Raw genomic sequence first — 16,873 nt, 5'->3', positions numbered from 1 at the left:
TTTCGCCCTCTCAGGCTACCCCAGAAAGGTGAAGAGAAACAAAAACATGGCCGCAGCACCCAGCATCCCGTCAAAGCGGTCCAGAAGCCCACCATGTCCAGGGATCAGCCCGCTGGAATCCTTGACCCCAGTCTGGCGCTTCAGCGCGCTTTCAGCCACATCCCCCGCCTGGCTGGCCATCGAGACCAGCACAGAGGCAATCACCAGGCTAAAGCCCATGTCAAAAATTGGCGCAGAGGCCGCTCCAACCAGAGCTGCCGCGACCCAACCGGCCGATGTGCCCGACCAGGTCTTCTTGGGGCTGATACGCGGCCAGAATTTCGGCCCGCCTATGGTTTTCCCGGCAAAGTAGCCCGCCACATCCGTGGCCACCACCACCACCGCCAACCAGATCAACCAATCCGCACCCAGACTGCTTCGCACCCAGATGAAGCTATATCCCGCCAGTACAATCCACAGAGCAAAGACCGCAAACCGTGTCTTTGCCGTTGGAGCGACCTGCAGCCAGCCCTGTACAACCGGCACCAGCAGCAAGGCCAGGCCCAAAGACATAGGCAGCACTCCGGCCACAAAAACTGCGACTGCAGTCGCCGCCCCCAGTTGCAGCGCAAGTCCAGAGCGGCGCGGGGCCAGCATCTGGGAAAGCTCCCAAGCCATCCCGCCACAACACAGTGCAATCACCAAGGCAAAGATCAGCCCTCCGGCCCAGATCGCCGCAAGCGCCACTGCAACCATGACCAGAGCAGAGAGGATCCGAGGCGTCAAATCCCCCCAACGTCCCTGCCCACCGGGGCCAGCTGCCTTGGGACCCGTCATGAGGACACAGCGCCAAAGCGGCGATCTCTGGCCCCGTACTTTTGGCAGAGCCGCCCCAGTTCCTCAGAGGAAAAATCAGGCCATAGCGTGTCAATAAACTCGTATTCCGCATAGGCGGACTGCCACAGCAGAAAATTGGAAATCCGGGCTTCGCCGCTGGTGCGGATCACCAGATCTGGGTCAGGCAAAACATGGGTGTCCAAATACCGCGGCAGGGTCTCTTCATTCACGTCTTCGGGGTGCAAACGCCCCGTAGCCACATCCTGGGCCAGTCGTTTGGTGGCACGGGCAACTTCATCCCGACCGCCATAGTTCAAGGCAATGGTCAGATGAATGCCGTCATTCACCTCGGTTTCCCGCTCCAGCTCATCCATCAGCTGGACCAGTTTGGCATCAAGCCGCAGGCGATCACCAATAAAGCGGACCCGGACATTGCGCGCGGCCAGGGCTTTCATTTCTTTTGAAATGTAGCGGCGAAACAGGCTCATCAACCCGGAGATTTCAACCTGAGTCCGTTTCCAGTTCTCTGTCGAAAAGGCAAAAATCGTCAGGTATTTCACCCCATACTGTGGGCAGCATTCAACAATCTCTCGCACCCGTCGCGCGCCGGCATGATGCCCAAACAGTCGCGGCCGACCACGTGCTTGGGCCCATCGACCATTGCCATCCATGATGATGGCAACATGCCGTGGTCCAGAAGAACTGGGCTCTTCTGAGGGCGAGGTACTGGCACTGGTCTTGGAAACACGGGGCATCTAGCGGATCAAACCTGCATGATTTCTGCCTGCTTGTGCTCAAGCGCGTCATCAACAGCTTTGATCATCGCATCCGTGAGATCTTGGACTTCGGATTCCCAGAACTTCTGATCGTCCTCGGACATGCCGTCGGCCTTGGCCTTTTTGATCTGATCCATACCGTCACGGCGCACATTGCGGATCGAGACCCGGCAATGTTCAGCATATTGTCCGGCGACCTTGCCCAGCTCCCGGCGGCGTTCTTCGTTCAGCTCCGGGATTGGCAGCATGATGATGGTGCCATTCAGCTGAGGATTGATGCCCAGACCCGAGTTACGGATGGCTTTTTCCACCGGGCCAACCAGGCCCTTATCCCAGACATTAATGGTAACCATGCGGGGTTCAGGGACGTTCACGGTGCCAACCTGGTTGATTGGCGTCATCGAGCCATAGGCTTCGACCATGACCGGTTCCAGCATAGAACCCGACGCGCGGCCGGTGCGCAACGAGGCAAATTCGGTTTTCAGATTCGCCATCGCGCCATCCATGCGGCGTTTCAGATCGTCGGTATCCAGTTCGAAATCGTCAGACATTCTATTCTCTCCGCTGACTTGAGACAGTCTTTGATCCGCTCATAAGCCATTGGCCCGTCAATGTATAGCGATCATGACAGGGATTTCTGTGGCGCAATGGTTTGAAACCACAGCCCTGAACCCGAGCTTGGCGCCATCCCAGAAACGAAATTGCGCGCGATGGCGAGCCATCACGCGCAGATATCTATTGGGTCCAGGGGGGACCATAGCACCCCCGAAAGGGAAGAATTCTTCCGGGTTTCACGTCCTGTGAATGATGCCTATCCTTAGGCTAGCGATGCAACGTATCAGCAGTATGACATCCAAAACTCTTCCCGCAGGGCGCAAAGATGTTCAGCCGTCGCAAAAGACAGCCTACTAGCCCTGAACCTTGGTGTAGGTTCCCTCGCCCGCCAGGATGCCCCGGAACCCGCCGGGCTCATCGAGGGAGAACACGATGATGGGAAGATTGTTGTCCCGCGCCAAGGCAATAGCCGAAGCATCCATCACCCCGAGACGTTTTGCCAGCACATCGTCAAAGCTGACGGTGTCATAGCGTTTGGCATCGTCAAATTTCACCGGGTCTTTGTCATAGACGCCGTCAACTTTGGTGCCCTTAAAGATCGCTTCGCAGCCCATTTCATTGGCCCGCAGGGTGGCTGCGGTATCGGTGGTGAAATAGGGGTTTCCGGTTCCGGCGGCAAAGATGCAGACCCGCTTTTTCTCGAGGTGGCGCACGGCGCGGCGGCGGATGTAGGGCTCGCAGACCTGATCCATCGGAATGGCCGAGATCACCCGACAGAAGACGCCCAGATCTTCCAAAGCGCTTTGCATGGCCAGGGCATTCATGACGGTTGCCAGCATCCCCATGTAGTCAGCCGTGGTGCGCTCCATCCCCTGGGCTGCGCCAGACAATCCGCGAAAAATATTGCCGCCGCCAATCACCATGCAGATCTCGACGCCCATGTCATGCACGGTTTTGACTTCGCGGGCGATGCGCTGAACTGTGGGAGGATTCAGGCCAAACCCCTGATCGCCCATCAGCGCCTCGCCGGAGATTTTCAGCATGACACGGTTATAGGTAGCGTCTGGAGCAGTATCCAGCGTTTCGAGATCAAGGGGCATGTTGCGCTCCGGCATATGAGGGGGTTAGTTTGCGCGGCAAAATGGAGCAAAATGCAACGAGATTCAATGCGGCTAGCGCGCTTTCCCATCTGTTTCTGACCTGTTCCTGACCTGGCCTGGGCCTCGCCCCGGCCTGCTATTGGCATAAACTCGCAAACTGCTGGATGGACCTCTCATGATGTTGCCCGATCTTGACCCGGACAAACCCGTGCTTTTGGCCGGCCCCACGGCTTCGGGAAAGTCTAGCCTGGCGGTGAAAATCGCGGAAAAACAAGGCGGTGTGATCGTCAATGCAGATGCCAGTCAGATTTACGACTGTTGGCGTGTGGTCACAGCTCGCCCCTCGATCAGCGAGGAACAAAGCCTGCCGCACCATCTCTATGGTCATATCCGCTATGATGAGCAGTATTCCGCAGGCCACTGGCTGCGCCAGGTCAAACCCCTTTTGGCCGGGTCCGAGCGCCCCATTATCGTCGGTGGAACCGGGCTCTACTTCTCTGCGCTCACCGAAGGTCTGGCCGAGATCCCGCCAACCCCCGACAAGATTCGCAGCCTTGGTGATTCCCTGACGCTTGATAGCCTTCTGAGCCAACTTGATTCGCAGACCGCCAAACGCATAGATCTGAATAATCGCGCCAGGGTCCAGCGGGCCTGGGAAGTGCTGCAGGCGACGGGGCGCTCCCTGGCCGAGTGGCAGGACGATACCCCGCCCCCCGTTCTGCCACTTGGCAGTTGCAACGCCTTGGTCATGCACAGCCCCAAAGAATGGCTGGAACCCCGCATCCGTCAACGCTTTGATTTGATGATCGAACAGGGCGCATTGGAGGAGGTGGAAGAGATGCGAGACCTCTATGACCCCGCCCTGCCCGCGTGCAAAGCCATTGGTGTGCCCGAACTGATGGGCTACATCTGTGGGGAGCTGACATTGGAGGAGGCGCGCGAACAGGCGGCCATTGCGACCCGCCGCTATGCCAAACGCCAACGCAGCTGGTTTCGCGCCCGAATGAAGCAGTGGGAGGTTGTAGAATCAGGTGATCTGTAACCTCAGCGGTCCGGCCTAAACCTCTGCCCCCGGATCAAATCCAACCCCCTATACGCAAAGACAATTATCCGCAGAACTTGCCCGAATCAAAAATTCATGGCCTGCTTGTTAAAATTTGAACCAGTTAGCGAAGTTATCCTCACTATATGCCCTTTGATCCAAGTCCTAGCGAAGAAATACAGGTTGTCCCACTGTCGCAGCTGGTGCCCTATGGCGCCTGGCAAACGGAGCTTGCCCATGACCGCGGGGAACATCTGCTGATTTGGGTCACCCGGGGTCAGGGCCGGATGTTGATGGATGGCAACCAGCGCGGCTTCAGCGCCCATAGCGCTTTATTTTTCCCGGCGCGCTCGCTTTGGTCCGTTGAGTTCGGGCGCCAATGCCTGGGTCAGGCGCTGAAAATTCCCGTTTCAGCACCCGTCGCCACCCCTGACAAACCCCTGCATCTAAAGATTTCTGATGCGCGCGAACAGGCACGGCTGAACGCGCTGCTTGAGGCTATGGTGCAAGAACAAAACGGCCACCCGGCGCTGTGGCGCAGAGCCCTGCAGTCCTATAGTGAGTTGATCAGCATTCAGCTGCGGCGCCTGCCGCCCTCTGGACCGCTGCCGCCTGAACGGCCATCAGCTGCACGGCGCCTGTCGCAATCCTACTGCCAGAGGGTCAGTGAGTATTTTGATGCCCGTATCACAATGGCAGATCACGCCGCAGCCTTGAATGTGACCCCGACCCATCTGACCCGTGTCTGCAAATCAGAAACTGGCAAAACTGCCGCCGCCTTGCTGACTGAACGCCAGCTATATGCAGCGCGCGGCCTCTTGGCCTTCTCGGATTTGACCATGCGCGATATTGCAGAGCAGATCGGGTTTGGCAGCCCTGCTTATTTCACCCGGTTCATCAACCAGCACACCGGCCAAACGCCGAGTTCCCTGCGGAAAATGTCGCGCAAGCGGCATTGAACGCTCACAATCGCCATCCTGGCCACCCGCAATTGGGTCGCGTTATGACGCAGCTGGCAGCAGCTCTTTCCCAGTGGTGATTTTTTGGCCTAGATGACCGTCCTGCGGCATGCGACTCATTTCCACGACTCGCCAGACAGGCCCTCTCGGCAGGTCAGAGAACTGGGCACTTGTGCCCAGTATCGCCTCCCAAGTGGAGCAAATAATTCAAAGCCGACACCAAAAATGTCGCTTTTACCTCCCTCATCGCCGATTCTGTGCATTGACCTCTCCCCTGATCTAGGGCCGAATGAGCTCATCAAAAGGCAACAAGCCAAAACCGCACCGTTTCTGTGCCACGTTTCAGAAACACATTGGCAATGTCCAAATGGAGAAGATCTCTCCAGCGGTGCACCAAAGGGAGACCCGAATGACCCACGAATCCAAGACAGATGTGACTCCACATTGGGCTGCAAAAATGCATGCTCGCGAAGTTTTCGAAGGCAAACTAGACCGCCGTGAATTCCTGACCCGCGCCACGGGGCTGGGTGTGAGTGCCGCCGCTGCCTATGGGCTTCTTGGCCTGACCGCACCAGCGGCCCAAGCAGCTACCGAAATGAAACCCGGCGGCACGCTGCGGGTGCAGATGGAAGTTCGCCCTCTGAAGGATCCGCGCACCTATGACTGGTCACAGATGGCCAACCAGACTCGCGGCACCAATGAATACCTCGTTGAATACAACAACGACGGTACAATCCGGGGCATGCTGCTGGAAAGCTGGGAGGTGAATGACGACGCCACGGTCTATACCCTTAATTTGCGTAAGGGTGTCACCTGGAACAATGGCGACGCCTTCACCGCCGAAGACGTTGCACGCAACATCACGGGCTGGTGCGACAAAGGGCTAGAGGGCAACTCGATGGCAGGCCGTTTTGGCACGCTGGTCGATCCTGAAACAAATGTCGCCATTGAGGGCGGCATCGAAGTGGTCGATGACCACACCGTACGCCTGAACCTGCCTGGCCCGGATATTTCGCTGATCGCCGGCATGGCCGATTATCCCGCTGCGATCATGCACTCCAGTTTCCAGACCGAAGATTTTACCAAAAACATCGGCACCGGCCCCTATCTGCTGAGTGAACTGGAAGTCGGCGTCAAGGCCGTACTGGAGCGCAATGCGGACCATACATGGTGGGGGGACGCCGTCTATGGCACACCCGCGCTGGATCGTATCGAATATACCGATTTTGGCACCGACCCTTCCTCTTGGCTCGCGGCGCTGGAATCCGATGAAGTCGACATGCTCTATGAATCGGTCGGTGAGTTCATCGATGTGATGGATGCCCTTGGCTATAACAAGTCCGAAGTTGTCACCATGGCGACAGTTGTGGTGCGCCCCAACCAGCTGGCCGAAGTTGACGGCAAGCGTCCCTATGCCGACAAACGGGTGCGTCAGGCCATCCAGATGGCCGTGGACAATTCGGTCTGTCTCGAGCTTGGCTATGGCAACCGGGGTCAGGCCGCCGAAAACCACCATGTCGGGCCAATCCACCCCGAATATGCCGAACTGCCACCGCAGAAGTTCGACCCTGCTGGTGCCCGCGCCCTGATGGAAGAAGCCGGGATGATGGATTTCGAACATGAAATCATCTCGATCGACGATGACTGGCGCAAGAACACCACCGATGCCGTTGCCGCTCAGCTGCGCGATGCCGGTTTCAAGGTAAAGCGGACAGTTCTGCCCGGATCTACCTTCTGGAATGACTGGTCAAAATATCCTTTCAGCTCCACCAACTGGAACCCGCGCCCGCTTGGCGTTCAGGTCCATGCGCTGGCCTATCGTTCGGGCGAGGCCTGGAACGAATTTGGCTGGGCCAATGAAGAGTTTGACACTCTGCTGACCCAGGCGCTCTCCATTGCCGATGCCGACAAACGTCGCGAAGTGATGAAGAAGATGGAGATGATTGTTCAGGAAGAGGGCGTCACCATCCAGCCTTACTGGCGTTCGCTGTATCGCCACATGCGTGAAGGTGTTGCCAATGCCGATATGCATGTCACCTTTGAACATCACCACTACAAATGGGGTTGGTCGGCCTAGAACCTGCCGCGCCAACATATCCCTTTCCCCGAGCCGCCAAACAACAGGGCGGCTCGGGGTAGCCAAAACCACCAAGGCTGCGCCGAAATGGCCGCGCCGGTTTTTACGCCAGACCAACAGGGAACCCTATGGGATTGTTCATTCTACGCCGCTCAGGCGTGATGATCCTGACGGCGCTATGCCTGACGTTCATCGTTTTCTCGCTCACCAACCTCTACCCTAACCTGGAAAAGCTCGCCAAAACGCAGGGCAACTTCCGGATGACCGACGAGGCGGTGGCCAGCTGGCTCGACAAAAACGGGTACAGCCAGCCGATGGCTGTGAAATATGGTCAATGGCTGGGGGTACTTCCCGGCTGGACCTATGACAGCGACGACGGGGTTACAGGCCGATGCATTGTCGGCGTCGTGACGGAGACTGAGGCCGGAGAATTCCCGCGCTTCTGTGGCATTCTGCAGGGCGATTGGGGGCATTCAACCGTTCTGCAAAAAGATGTCTCCGATGTTGTCTGGGAACGCCTGGGCAATACGCTGCGGCTGATGGGATGGGTGCTGCTGCTGATGGTGCCCTCGGCACTGATCATTGGTGTCTTGGCCGGTATGCGCGAGGGTTCGGTGACTGATCGCAGCCTGTCAACGGTCTCCATCCTGACCACCGCCACCCCGGAATATGTCTCGGGTGTGGTCTTTATCGCGATCTTTACCTCTTCCACTGTCGGGTTGAAATGGTTCAAGGGCTCGGCCACTGCCGCCACGGAGAACCCGACCTTTGAAAACTTTTTTCTGCCGGTTTTGACAATCGCGCTCTATGGCATGGGCTATATCGCCCGCATGACACGTGCCTCGATGACCGAAGTGATGACAGCGCAATACATCCGCACGGCCCGGCTCAAAGGGGTGAGCTTCCCTAAGATCGTTCTAAAGCATGCGTTGCGCAATGCGCTGATTGCCCCATTCACCGTCATAATGTTGCAGTTCCCCTGGCTTCTCAACGGCGTGGTCATCGTGGAAACTTTGTTTAACTACAAAGGCTTCGGATGGATACTTGTGCAGGCCGCAGGCAATAACGACATTGAATTGCTGCTGGCGATCTCGGTTGTTTCGGTCTTTGTCGTCCTCGTGACCCAGCTGATATCTGACATCGGCTATGTCTTTCTTAACCCACGCATTCGCATCTCGTAACGGAAGGAGACTGACATGGATCCCCTCAGCTGGACCGGCAAAATCGCCTTCCTCGACCCTTTTCTTTTCTTAGCCCTCGGACTGCTGGCTGCTTCGGTTGCGGTCTGGGTACTGCTCAGCATAGTGCTGCCGGAAGACCGCGCCATCAATGTAACGGCTGGCGGCGCCAGCCTCAGCTCTGGTCCGCGCGACCTGGCAACCCTGGCGGTCAAGGCCGCGCTGATGGCCACAACTGCGCTGCTTTTGTCTTATCTGGTTCTCGGACTGATTATGGGCACAGGGGCTGGCATTGTAGGCGCCATTGCCCAGCAGTTTCTCCCGGTCTGGATTGCCCTGGTGTTGCTGTTTACCCTCTCGATCCGCTACAAAAGACGCCTGGGGCTTTATGGCAAGCTGTTTGACAGCCCCATTGGCATGATCGGTTTTGGCCTGGTGATGTTTTGGGTTTTCACCGGCATCTTTGGCGCCTTTGATCTGATTATCACTCATGATCCGTTGGCGCAGGTCTCGGGGCTAAAGAACAAGGTGCCGGGCACCGCGCTGCGAAATCCGCAAGAGGGCGACTTTCAATGGTATCTGCTCGGCGGCGACAACCTGGCCCGCGATGTCTTTAGCCGCATGGTGAAAGGCGCCTGGGAGGTGGTCAAGATTGCGCCGCTGGCGACCCTGTTTGCCTTTATGGTTGGTATCACACTGGGCCTGCCTGCCGGGTACTTTGGCGGAAAGCTCGACACCTTCCTGTCTTTCCTGGCCAACCTGATCCTGGCCTTTCCAGTGATCTTGCTGTTTTACCTGCTGGTGACCCCGGAAATCGTGCAGACCGGGCTGCCGCAATATATGGCCATTGTCCTGTTCGCCTTTCCGCTGATCTTTTTCTACGTGTTGATCAATGCGCGCTATCGCACCCAGCCTGCCAAAAACTATCTTTGGCTTGCCGCAGTGCTCTTGCCGATGCTGATCCTCTATCTGATGGTGGTGAACGAGCCCGGCTCAAAAGTGAATCTTTTGCCAGCTGTGCTGGACAGGATCGACATCCCTGGCGGCATCCTGGTGGTTTTTGTCTCTGTGGTCTTTGTGAATTCGCCAACGGTGTTTCGGATCGTGCGCGGGCTCGCGATGGATATCAAGACACGCGACTATGTCGCCGCCGCCCAGACCCGCGGGGAGCGCCCCTGGTATATCATGCTCTGGGAGGTGCTGCCCAATGCGCGCGGGCCGCTGATCGTCGATTTCTGCCTGCGCATCGGCTACACCACCATCCTTTTGGGAACACTCGGGTTCTTTGGCCTCGGCCTGCCCCCCGAAAGCCCGGATTGGGGCTCGACCATCAATGAGGGGCGCAAGCTCTTGGCGATCTATCTGCACCCCGCCCTGCCGCCGGCCTTTGCACTCTTGAGCATGGTTTTGGGGCTGAACCTATTGGCGGATGGGCTGCGCGAAGAGAGCCTGAAGGATTAATCCACACCAGGGCGACCGGGGGCCAGCCCCCGGACCCCCGGGATATTTGAGGCCAAATGAAAGGGCGAAAGCTCTGTTGGTTTCGGCAGGGAGACACATGTAATGAACAAACTGTCAGACTATGATGGACCGGTGCTTGAGATCGATAAACTGTCGATTTCCTTTTTCACCCGGCTAAGGGAAATCCCGGCGGTGATGGATTTTTCCGTCTCGGTGCAGCCCGGTGAGGCCGTCGGGCTGGTGGGAGAGTCCGGCTGTGGCAAATCCACCGTGGCGCTGGGGGTGATGCAGGATCTAGGCAAGAACGGCCGCATCGTTGGCGGGTCGATCAAGTTCAAGGGCCGCGATCTGGCCGAGATGAGCCGCGAGGAATTGCGCGACATTCGTGGCAATGAGATCGCGATGATCTACCAAGAGCCCATGGCCAGCCTCAACCCGGCGATGAAAATCGGACGCCAGTTGATGGAAGTGCCGATGATCCACGAGGGGGTCTCGGAGAAGGAAGCCCATGCGCGCGCGCTGGAGGTGGTTACGGATGTGCGGCTGCCGGACCCTGAGCGGATGTTGAACTCCTATCCGCACCAGCTCTCGGGCGGGCAGCAACAGCGGATTGTCATTGCCATGGCCTTGATGTCAAAGCCTTCGCTGTTGATCCTGGATGAGCCGACCACCGCGCTGGATGTGACAGTTGAGGCGGCAGTGGTGGAGCTGGTTCGGGATCTGGGCAAGAAATACGGCACCTCAATGCTGTTTATCAGCCATAACTTGGGGCTGATCCTGGAAACCTGTGACCGGCTCTGTGTGATGTATTCCGGCGAAGCGGTGGAGCGCGGTTCTATCGCTGATGTCTTTGACGAGATGCAACACCCCTATACCCAGGCGCTGTTTCGCTCGATCCCGCTGCCAGGTGCCGATAAGAACGCGCATCCATTGGTGGCGATCCCCGGCAACTTTCCGCTGCCGCATGAGCGCCCACCTGGCTGCAACTTTGGTCCGCGATGTGATTATTTTGAAGCCGGCCGCTGTGATCAAGGCCAGATCCAGATGGCAGATGTGGCGGGCAATGACCGCCATGCCACCCGCTGCCTGCGCTATCAGGAAATTGATTGGAACGCGCCGATTGTTGTTGGCGATCAGACAGAAAAGACCAAACCGGGTGAGGTGGTCCTGAAGATCGACAACCTGAAGAAATACTATGAGGTGGCGGCCAATGCCCTGTTTGGAGGCGGAGTCAAAAAGGTGGTCAAGGCCAACGAAACGCTGAGTTTTGAAGCCAGAGAGTCCGAAACTCTGGCCATTGTTGGCGAATCCGGCTGCGGTAAATCCACCTTTGCCAAGGTGCTGATGGGATTGGAAACCGCGACCGAGGGCGAGATCCTGCTAGATGGCAAAAACATCGAGCAAACCGCCATTGAGGCCCGCAATACACAGACGGTTTCGGATGTGCAGATGGTGTTTCAAAACCCCTTTGATACGCTGAATCCCTCAATGACAGTGGGACGGCAGATCATTCGGGCGTTGGAAATCTTTGACATTGGCGACACGGATCAGGATCGCAAGCAGCGTATGCTGGAGCTGCTGGATCTGGTGAAACTGCCGCGCGCCTTTGCAGAACGCATGCCGCGCCAGCTCTCGGGCGGGCAAAAACAGCGCGTGGGCATTGCCCGGGCCTTCTCGGGAGGGGCGCGGATCGTTGTTGCCGATGAGCCGGTCTCGGCCTTGGATGTGTCCGTTCAAGCCGCGGTGACGGATCTGCTAATGGAGATCCAACGGACGGAGAAAACCACTCTGCTGTTCATCAGCCATGACCTGTCCATTGTGCGCTATCTCAGCGATCGGGTCATGGTGATGTATCTTGGCCATGTGGTTGAGCTGGGCGATACTGATCAGGTCTTCTCGCCGCCCTATCACCCCTATACCGAAGCGCTGCTGAGCGCGGTTCCGATTGCGGATACCTCCATCGAAAAGGAACATATCGTTCTGGAGGGAGATATTCCCTCGGCAATGGATCCGCCCTCTGGCTGCCCGTTCCAGACCCGCTGCCGTTGGAAGGGCGAGGTTGCTGGCGGGCTATGTGACCAAGAAGTGCCGCCGACACGGACCCTGGAAGCAGGTCACCAGATCAAGTGCCATCTGAGCGATGAGGTTCTGGAACGTATGCAGCCCGTGATCAAACTGGCCGCAGAATAGACCCTGGGGCCACCCCGTTCCTCGCAGGAACGGGGTGGCTGCTGCGCCTTAGTGCGCCGCTTCCAATAGATCTTCGTAGCGTTCATCCGTCAGGGTCTTGAGGAAAGCCACCAATGCATCGACGCGACGCGCCTCAAGTGCTGGCCCATGGGTGAGTTCGGGAACAGACAGCGTACCAGGCACTGGAGCCGCCCCCCAGGGCCTACCGGTTTCGGGATTGATCTGCGCGGTTTCTGCCTTGCTGTTGTACCGGTTGTAAAACAGCACCACAGTGCGCAGATCCTGAAAAACCCCATTGTGCATATAGGGGCCAGTCACCGCGACATTGCGCAGGGTCGGCGTGCGAAATTTGCCGCGTTGGGCCGGATCAGTCACCTGTGGGTTGGCCAATAGGCCATCATCGACAAAATCGGACGGCATGCCAGCCTCGGCGACGGTTGCAGGATTTCGCGGCACCCCGATATTGTGGAAACTGTAATCGCTAAAGGTTTCTTGTGGATCCATCTGGCTTGTACGCAGCTGGTGGCAAAGGTTACAATTGGTGAACTGTTCCGAGAAAAACAACGTGCGCCCCAGCTCCTCTTCCCGGGTCAATTCTGCCGTCCCTGCGAGATAACGGTCATATTTGCTGCTGAAGGGGGCAAACTGCTCGCCCCGTTCAAACGCCGCAATCGCCTGTGTCATCGCCGTAAACGCAGCCTCTTCCTCCTGCAGCACAGTCTCCGAGAACAGCGCTGCAAAACGTTCCACATAGTCCGGGTTTTCGCGCAGGCGTTGCAACAAGACTGCCTTGTTTGGAATGCCCATCTCGACCGGGTTCAAGGGCGGCCCACCCGCCTGATCTTCGAGACTGTTTGCCCGTCCGTCCCAAAACAGCCCACCAATCCATTCGCCATTTGCGTTTTGATGAAACGGCGGAACAAAGGCAGCATATGAAGCCGTTGGCGCATTTCGGTTGCCCAGCGACTCAGCATCATCCCCCAGCGAGAAGGCCCCATCCGCTGAGCGCCGCGGATCGCTGAACCCCTGCTCGGGATCGTGACAGCTGGCGCAGGACTGGCTGCGATTCATCGACAGGTTTTCGTCGTGAAACAGGGAATCTCCTAGGCGCTCAAGTGTCAGCGGATCTGACTGTGCTGTCGCGCCAATGCACAGGGCCAAAGCGGCGCAAAGGCTGGACAGTGTCATTCGGGGTGAGATTGGAAACTGCATCATGGGCTCCGGGAAAAACGGCTGTGCCTGTAATCCCCGAAACCCATAATGAGAACCTTGATGTAGCGCAATTCCTGATTAAAAAAATCAGGAACCCTCTCCCCCCACTCCCACAGCAGATGAGATATCAGCGCCCGCACAAGGCCAGTGTGGTCAACTCAGCAGCAGGACCACGATCATCAGGAGGTTCATTGAGGCAAATTGCATCAGCCAAGGGTGTCTATGGCTGCGCAGCGCAACATAGATCGCCAGGGCCATCGAGACCGCCAGAGCTGTCAGGGACAAACCGCCCCCAATCATGCCAGCCAGCCCCGTATCCGGCCCCCAGGGAGAGCCAACAAGTGTCATCCCCTTGACGCCAAAACCAATGCAAATTCCTGAAATCGCGCCAAGCAGAGTGGCTCCGACGCTGCGGGCCTTGGCCAGGCCACGCTGTCCCCCCAGCACGCTATCAATCACGTCTTGTGATGGCACCGCTCCGGGTGTCCATTGAATGCGTTCGAGCCGATCGTCAAAGCTTCTGCTTGTCACGTGAATTCCTCCTGAAATCACCGGCAAATTCATCAAAAATTAAGGCTGATTAATGGCAAAGCGGAGAAGTTAACGTGGCATTAAGAGAGTTTGACAATTCATTAACGCAACCAGCAAGTTTCAGAGTCTGAGCCTATCCCAGGGCGCAGGCCCCTGGATCCAAACCAAGTTTTCAAATTTAAAATAGATACTTACAAGTGGGAACGCTTCACCCCTGCGGCCTATCTCCAGGAACTTGCCACCGCGCAACGGCGGATCAGCTCCCCCAGATTTTGGCCACGTAGTTCTGAGTTTCTTCATAGGGGGGCACGCCACCATATTTACGCACCGCCTGTGGCCCCGCATTATAGGCGGCCAGCGCCAGGCGCCAGGAGCCAAACTTGCGGAACTGTTTGGACAGGTAGCGGGCGCCACCTTCTAGGTTCTGTTTGGGAATAGTCGGATCCACACCAAGACGGCGCGCAGTCGCCGGCATTAACTGCGCCAACCCCAAGGCGCCTTTGTGCGATTCCGCATTTGGGTTCCAGTTGCTTTCCTGTTGCACCAGACGCAGGAACAGATCCTCGGGCACCCCATGTTTGCGCGCCGCTTCCCGCGCCATGGTCAGGTATTCGCCACGGTACTTTCCGGTGTAACGCGGGCTAACCGAGGATACGTTCGGAATGACGTCGGGCCGCAAACGGGCGGAATCCTCATATTGTTGGGAAGCACGCGTATCCAGCAAACGGGTATGGGCCGAAAACAGATCGCGTCTGCTTTTGGTGCTGAACATATCCGCCTGCACAGATGTCGCGCAAAAGGCTCCCAGCCCAATAAAACCGCCAATAATCCCACTTCTCAGTGACCGCATTCCGCCCCTCACCCCGTGCCGCAGCTGAATTCTGGCAGGACTATAGCCGGATTTGCATCAAATGAAAGCAAACAGGTTCACACAGCCGCTGGCCACCAGCAAATCTACGCCGGTGTCCGGGCAGAAGGTCGACCTCGCACCCCCAACCACCCTGCCCCAAAGCGCAAGACCGATGCAATCAGAGGAGAGCTTTCCTCGCAGCGCACAGGTCTGTACTGTGGCCAAAATCCAGCGGTTGGGATTCGGCTGAATCCCGCCCTGTCCCGCACGACCATAACCAAAGACAAGAATAAGGACGGACCCCCTATGGCCGGCTCAGTCAACAAAGTCATCCTCATCGGCAACCTGGGACGCGACCCGGAAGTTCGCACATTCCAAAATGGCGGCAAGGTCTGCAATCTGCGCATTGCCACCTCGGAAAACTGGAAAGATCGCAACACCGGCGAGCGCCGCGAGCGCACCGAATGGCACTCGGTCGCGATCTTCAACGAAGGTCTTGTTCGCGTCGCCGAGCAATATCTGCGCAAAGGCTCTAAGGTCTATATCGAGGGCCAGCTGCAAACCCGGAAATGGCAGGACCAAAGCGGCAATGACCGTTACTCCACCGAGGTGGTCCTGCAGGGCTTTGGCTCGACATTGACCATGCTTGACGGACGTGGCGAAGGCGGCGGCGCAGGTGGCGGCGGCGGCGGTTATGGCGGAGGCCAGGATGGCGGCTATGGTGGCGGCGGTGGCGGAGGCTACGACAGCGGCGCGCAACAGGGCGGCGGCTTTGGCGGCGGCAACAGCGGCCCCTCGCACAACATCGACGACGATGAAATCCCGTTCTAGCGGAAACAAAATCTCAAAATGTAGTTTTTTGGGGTGTAAACATATATAAAAAACAACAAAAACCTAAAAAATGTATATTTTTAAGGTTGACATCAGGCAGTGATTCCGAAGCCAATTGAAAATGTAGATTTTTGGTTGGTTTCGGGGCGGGTGTTAACACACCGTAACATCATTTTTTCCAGTGGCAAACGGTTCAGCTACCTCGAAGCTGAGAGCCGCCTGCCTGACTATTGGTCGACACTCTTTGTCACCGTTGAGCTACGCTCCAAGCTTTCCCAAAATACTATTTTGAGTATACTAGGCGCCCTGCGACACTTGAAGCTTTGGAAAGATACTAATCAAAGAGATCTAATCGCGGAGTTTGGAGCCGGGAAGTTCGTGGCGTGACTCTGTTGCACAAATCCACTGATAGACAGAGTTCCCCTTTCCCTGGACGGGCTTATCCCACGGCCTCGGTAATGGGTATGCCGAGCGCCGTATAGCCGTTCATGACGGCGATGCGGATTTGGACTTCCGCGACCTGCCGGTCAAAGTCCCGTGCCATGAGGCGCTGCCCCAGCAGTTTAACGCAATGCATCCGCTGCCCGGCAGGGTTATGCAAAGCATGATCCCGAGAGGGTGGACACGACGCGGCTCCGGCGGTGGTAACCACTCCAGTTTCGCCAGATTGCGCGGCCGAGGTATTTCGAAGCTCTCAGGGCCTCGTTTCTGGCCACGGCACCCGCGGTGACGGCCTTCCACGGCTTGGCGTTTTTGCGGGGTGGGATGACGGCATGGGCGCCGCGGTCAGCGATGGCATCGTGGCATTTGCGAGTATCATAGGCGCCGTCTGCGGTGACGCTGCTGATCGTCTCGTTCGTCGGGATCTGGTTCAGAAGATCTGGCAGCACCGGCGCATCACCGATGTGGCGCCCGGTGATCTCCACGGCCCGAACCTCCAGCGTTTGTTCGTCGATCCCAAGATGTATCTTGCGCCAAACCCGCCGCTTGGGCCCACCATGCTTGCCTGCGTTCCACTCTCCTTCACCCTCGACCTTGATACCGGTGCTGTCCACTGCCCGGCAGGGCATCACGAAGTGATGTCCCGAGAGGGGATCAGCCGGTGCAATGGGTCGTGAGAGCCACGATACGGGATGTTCACGGCCAGTGTTATCTGGCGGCGCAATAGCGTGCTGAAGTCGGGCACCGCCCAGTTCAAACCGATCAAACGCAACAGGCTCTCGACGAACCCGGTCGTCTGTCGGAGCGCCATACCGAACAGCACCTTCATCGTCAGGCATGTCTGGATGGCCGTA

14 protein-coding genes and 1 pseudogene are annotated in these 16,873 nt (G+C 57.5%); 7 read left to right on the top strand and 8 right to left on the bottom strand.

The features are described from left to right. Positions 1 to 15: 15 nt before the first annotated feature. From AN476_RS12355 to pyrH, 4 genes are all read right to left on the bottom strand, one after another. Positions 16 to 816, bottom strand: coding sequence for a phosphatidate cytidylyltransferase (locus AN476_RS12355; protein WP_054461899.1), 801 nt, complete (start codon positions 814 to 816; stop codon positions 16 to 18). Continuing rightward, positions 813 to 1,571 (bottom strand): isoprenyl transferase, encoded by a 759-nt coding sequence (locus tag AN476_RS12350; protein ID WP_054461898.1) that lies wholly within the window; start codon positions 1,569 to 1,571, stop codon positions 813 to 815. The genes AN476_RS12355 and AN476_RS12350 overlap by 4 nt, the downstream gene beginning before the upstream one ends. Before the next feature lie 8 nt (positions 1,572 to 1,579). Then, positions 1,580 to 2,143 (bottom strand): ribosome recycling factor, encoded by a 564-nt coding sequence (gene frr, locus AN476_RS12345; RefSeq protein ID WP_054461897.1) that lies wholly within the window; start codon positions 2,141 to 2,143, stop codon positions 1,580 to 1,582. Positions 2,144 to 2,500: 357 nt separating this feature from the next. Continuing rightward, positions 2,501 to 3,247: a UMP kinase gene (gene pyrH, locus AN476_RS12340; RefSeq protein ID WP_054461983.1), complete on the bottom strand. Its 747-nt coding sequence runs from the start codon at positions 3,245 to 3,247 to the stop codon at positions 2,501 to 2,503. Between the two features lie 175 nt (positions 3,248 to 3,422). On the opposite strand from pyrH, the gene miaA reads away from it, so the two are divergent. The 6 genes from miaA to AN476_RS12310 all read left to right on the top strand — a co-directional run bounded on the left by miaA (position 3,423) and on the right by AN476_RS12310 (position 12,154). Continuing rightward, positions 3,423 to 4,289, top strand: a complete 867-nt coding sequence (gene miaA / locus AN476_RS12335; RefSeq protein WP_054461896.1) for a tRNA (adenosine(37)-N6)-dimethylallyltransferase MiaA — start codon at positions 3,423 to 3,425, stop codon at positions 4,287 to 4,289. A gap of 146 nt (positions 4,290 to 4,435) precedes the next feature. Then, entirely contained in the window at positions 4,436 to 5,248 is an 813-nt protein-coding gene (locus AN476_RS12330; protein WP_054461895.1) for a helix-turn-helix domain-containing protein, read from the top strand. Between the two features lie 409 nt (positions 5,249 to 5,657). Beyond that, positions 5,658 to 7,325 (top strand): ABC transporter substrate-binding protein, encoded by a 1,668-nt coding sequence (locus AN476_RS12325; protein WP_054461894.1) that lies wholly within the window; start codon positions 5,658 to 5,660, stop codon positions 7,323 to 7,325. 128 nt (positions 7,326 to 7,453) lie between these two features. Further along, complete coding sequence (locus tag AN476_RS12320) at positions 7,454 to 8,506, top strand: ABC transporter permease (RefSeq protein ID WP_054461893.1); 1,053 nt, start codon at positions 7,454 to 7,456, stop codon at positions 8,504 to 8,506. 15 nt (positions 8,507 to 8,521) lie between these two features. Beyond that, complete coding sequence (locus AN476_RS12315; protein WP_054461892.1) at positions 8,522 to 9,964, top strand: ABC transporter permease; 1,443 nt, start codon at positions 8,522 to 8,524, stop codon at positions 9,962 to 9,964. A gap of 102 nt (positions 9,965 to 10,066) precedes the next feature. After that, a complete protein-coding gene (locus AN476_RS12310; RefSeq protein WP_054461891.1) occupies positions 10,067 to 12,154 on the top strand; it encodes an ABC transporter ATP-binding protein in 2,088 nt (695 codons plus the stop codon). Between the two features lie 48 nt (positions 12,155 to 12,202). Here the strand turns inward: AN476_RS12310 and AN476_RS12305 are convergent, their stop codons facing one another. The 3 genes from AN476_RS12305 to AN476_RS12295 all read right to left on the bottom strand — a co-directional run bounded on the left by AN476_RS12305 (position 12,203) and on the right by AN476_RS12295 (position 14,747). Next, a complete protein-coding gene (locus tag AN476_RS12305) occupies positions 12,203 to 13,369 on the bottom strand; it encodes a cytochrome-c peroxidase (RefSeq protein ID WP_054461890.1) in 1,167 nt (388 codons plus the stop codon). Positions 13,370 to 13,519: 150 nt separating this feature from the next. After that, entirely contained in the window at positions 13,520 to 13,897 is a 378-nt protein-coding gene (locus tag AN476_RS12300; protein ID WP_054461889.1) for a hypothetical protein, read from the bottom strand. A 256-nt stretch (positions 13,898 to 14,153) separates the two neighbouring features. Further along, on the bottom strand, positions 14,154 to 14,747 hold the full coding sequence (locus AN476_RS12295) for a lytic transglycosylase domain-containing protein (protein ID WP_054461888.1): 594 nt from the start codon (positions 14,745 to 14,747) through the stop codon (positions 14,154 to 14,156). 306 nt (positions 14,748 to 15,053) lie between these two features. Here AN476_RS12295 and ssb point away from each other — a divergent pair, with 306 nt between their 5' ends. Beyond that, entirely contained in the window at positions 15,054 to 15,578 is a 525-nt protein-coding gene (ssb, locus tag AN476_RS12290) for a single-stranded DNA-binding protein (protein WP_054461887.1), read from the top strand. 439 nt (positions 15,579 to 16,017) lie between these two features. Here ssb and AN476_RS12275 read toward each other — a convergent pair. Continuing rightward, a pseudogene (locus tag AN476_RS12275) lies at positions 16,018 to 16,873 on the bottom strand (IS5 family transposase); the annotation flags it as partial.

Source organism: Phaeobacter sp. 11ANDIMAR09, assembly GCF_001294455.1.
In the GTDB taxonomy this organism is placed as follows: Bacteria; Pseudomonadota; Alphaproteobacteria; order Rhodobacterales; family Rhodobacteraceae; genus Pseudophaeobacter.
This window is presented reverse-complemented; position numbering and strand designations above follow the sequence as displayed.

What these genes read in the sequence shown, in the direction of transcription:
- AN476_RS12355 (WP_054461899.1), bottom strand. Translation starts at nt 816, where the DNA reads ATGACGGGTCCCAAGGCAGCTGGCCCCGGTGGGCAGGGACGTTGGGGG.
- AN476_RS12350 (WP_054461898.1), bottom strand. Translation starts at nt 1,571, where the DNA reads ATGCCCCGTGTTTCCAAGACCAGTGCCAGTACCTCGCCCTCAGAAGAG.
- frr (WP_054461897.1), bottom strand. Translation starts at nt 2,143, where the DNA reads ATGTCTGACGATTTCGAACTGGATACCGACGATCTGAAACGCCGCATG.
- pyrH (WP_054461983.1), bottom strand. Translation starts at nt 3,247, where the DNA reads ATGCCCCTTGATCTCGAAACGCTGGATACTGCTCCAGACGCTACCTAT.
- miaA (WP_054461896.1), top strand. Translation starts at nt 3,423, where the DNA reads ATGATGTTGCCCGATCTTGACCCGGACAAACCCGTGCTTTTGGCCGGC.
- AN476_RS12330 (WP_054461895.1), top strand. Translation starts at nt 4,436, where the DNA reads ATGCCCTTTGATCCAAGTCCTAGCGAAGAAATACAGGTTGTCCCACTG.
- AN476_RS12325 (WP_054461894.1), top strand. Translation starts at nt 5,658, where the DNA reads ATGACCCACGAATCCAAGACAGATGTGACTCCACATTGGGCTGCAAAA.
- AN476_RS12320 (WP_054461893.1), top strand. Translation starts at nt 7,454, where the DNA reads ATGGGATTGTTCATTCTACGCCGCTCAGGCGTGATGATCCTGACGGCG.
- AN476_RS12315 (WP_054461892.1), top strand. Translation starts at nt 8,522, where the DNA reads ATGGATCCCCTCAGCTGGACCGGCAAAATCGCCTTCCTCGACCCTTTT.
- AN476_RS12310 (WP_054461891.1), top strand. Translation starts at nt 10,067, where the DNA reads ATGAACAAACTGTCAGACTATGATGGACCGGTGCTTGAGATCGATAAA.
- AN476_RS12305 (WP_054461890.1), bottom strand. Translation starts at nt 13,369, where the DNA reads ATGATGCAGTTTCCAATCTCACCCCGAATGACACTGTCCAGCCTTTGC.
- AN476_RS12295 (WP_054461888.1), bottom strand. Translation starts at nt 14,747, where the DNA reads ATGCGGTCACTGAGAAGTGGGATTATTGGCGGTTTTATTGGGCTGGGA.
- ssb (WP_054461887.1), top strand. Translation starts at nt 15,054, where the DNA reads ATGGCCGGCTCAGTCAACAAAGTCATCCTCATCGGCAACCTGGGACGC.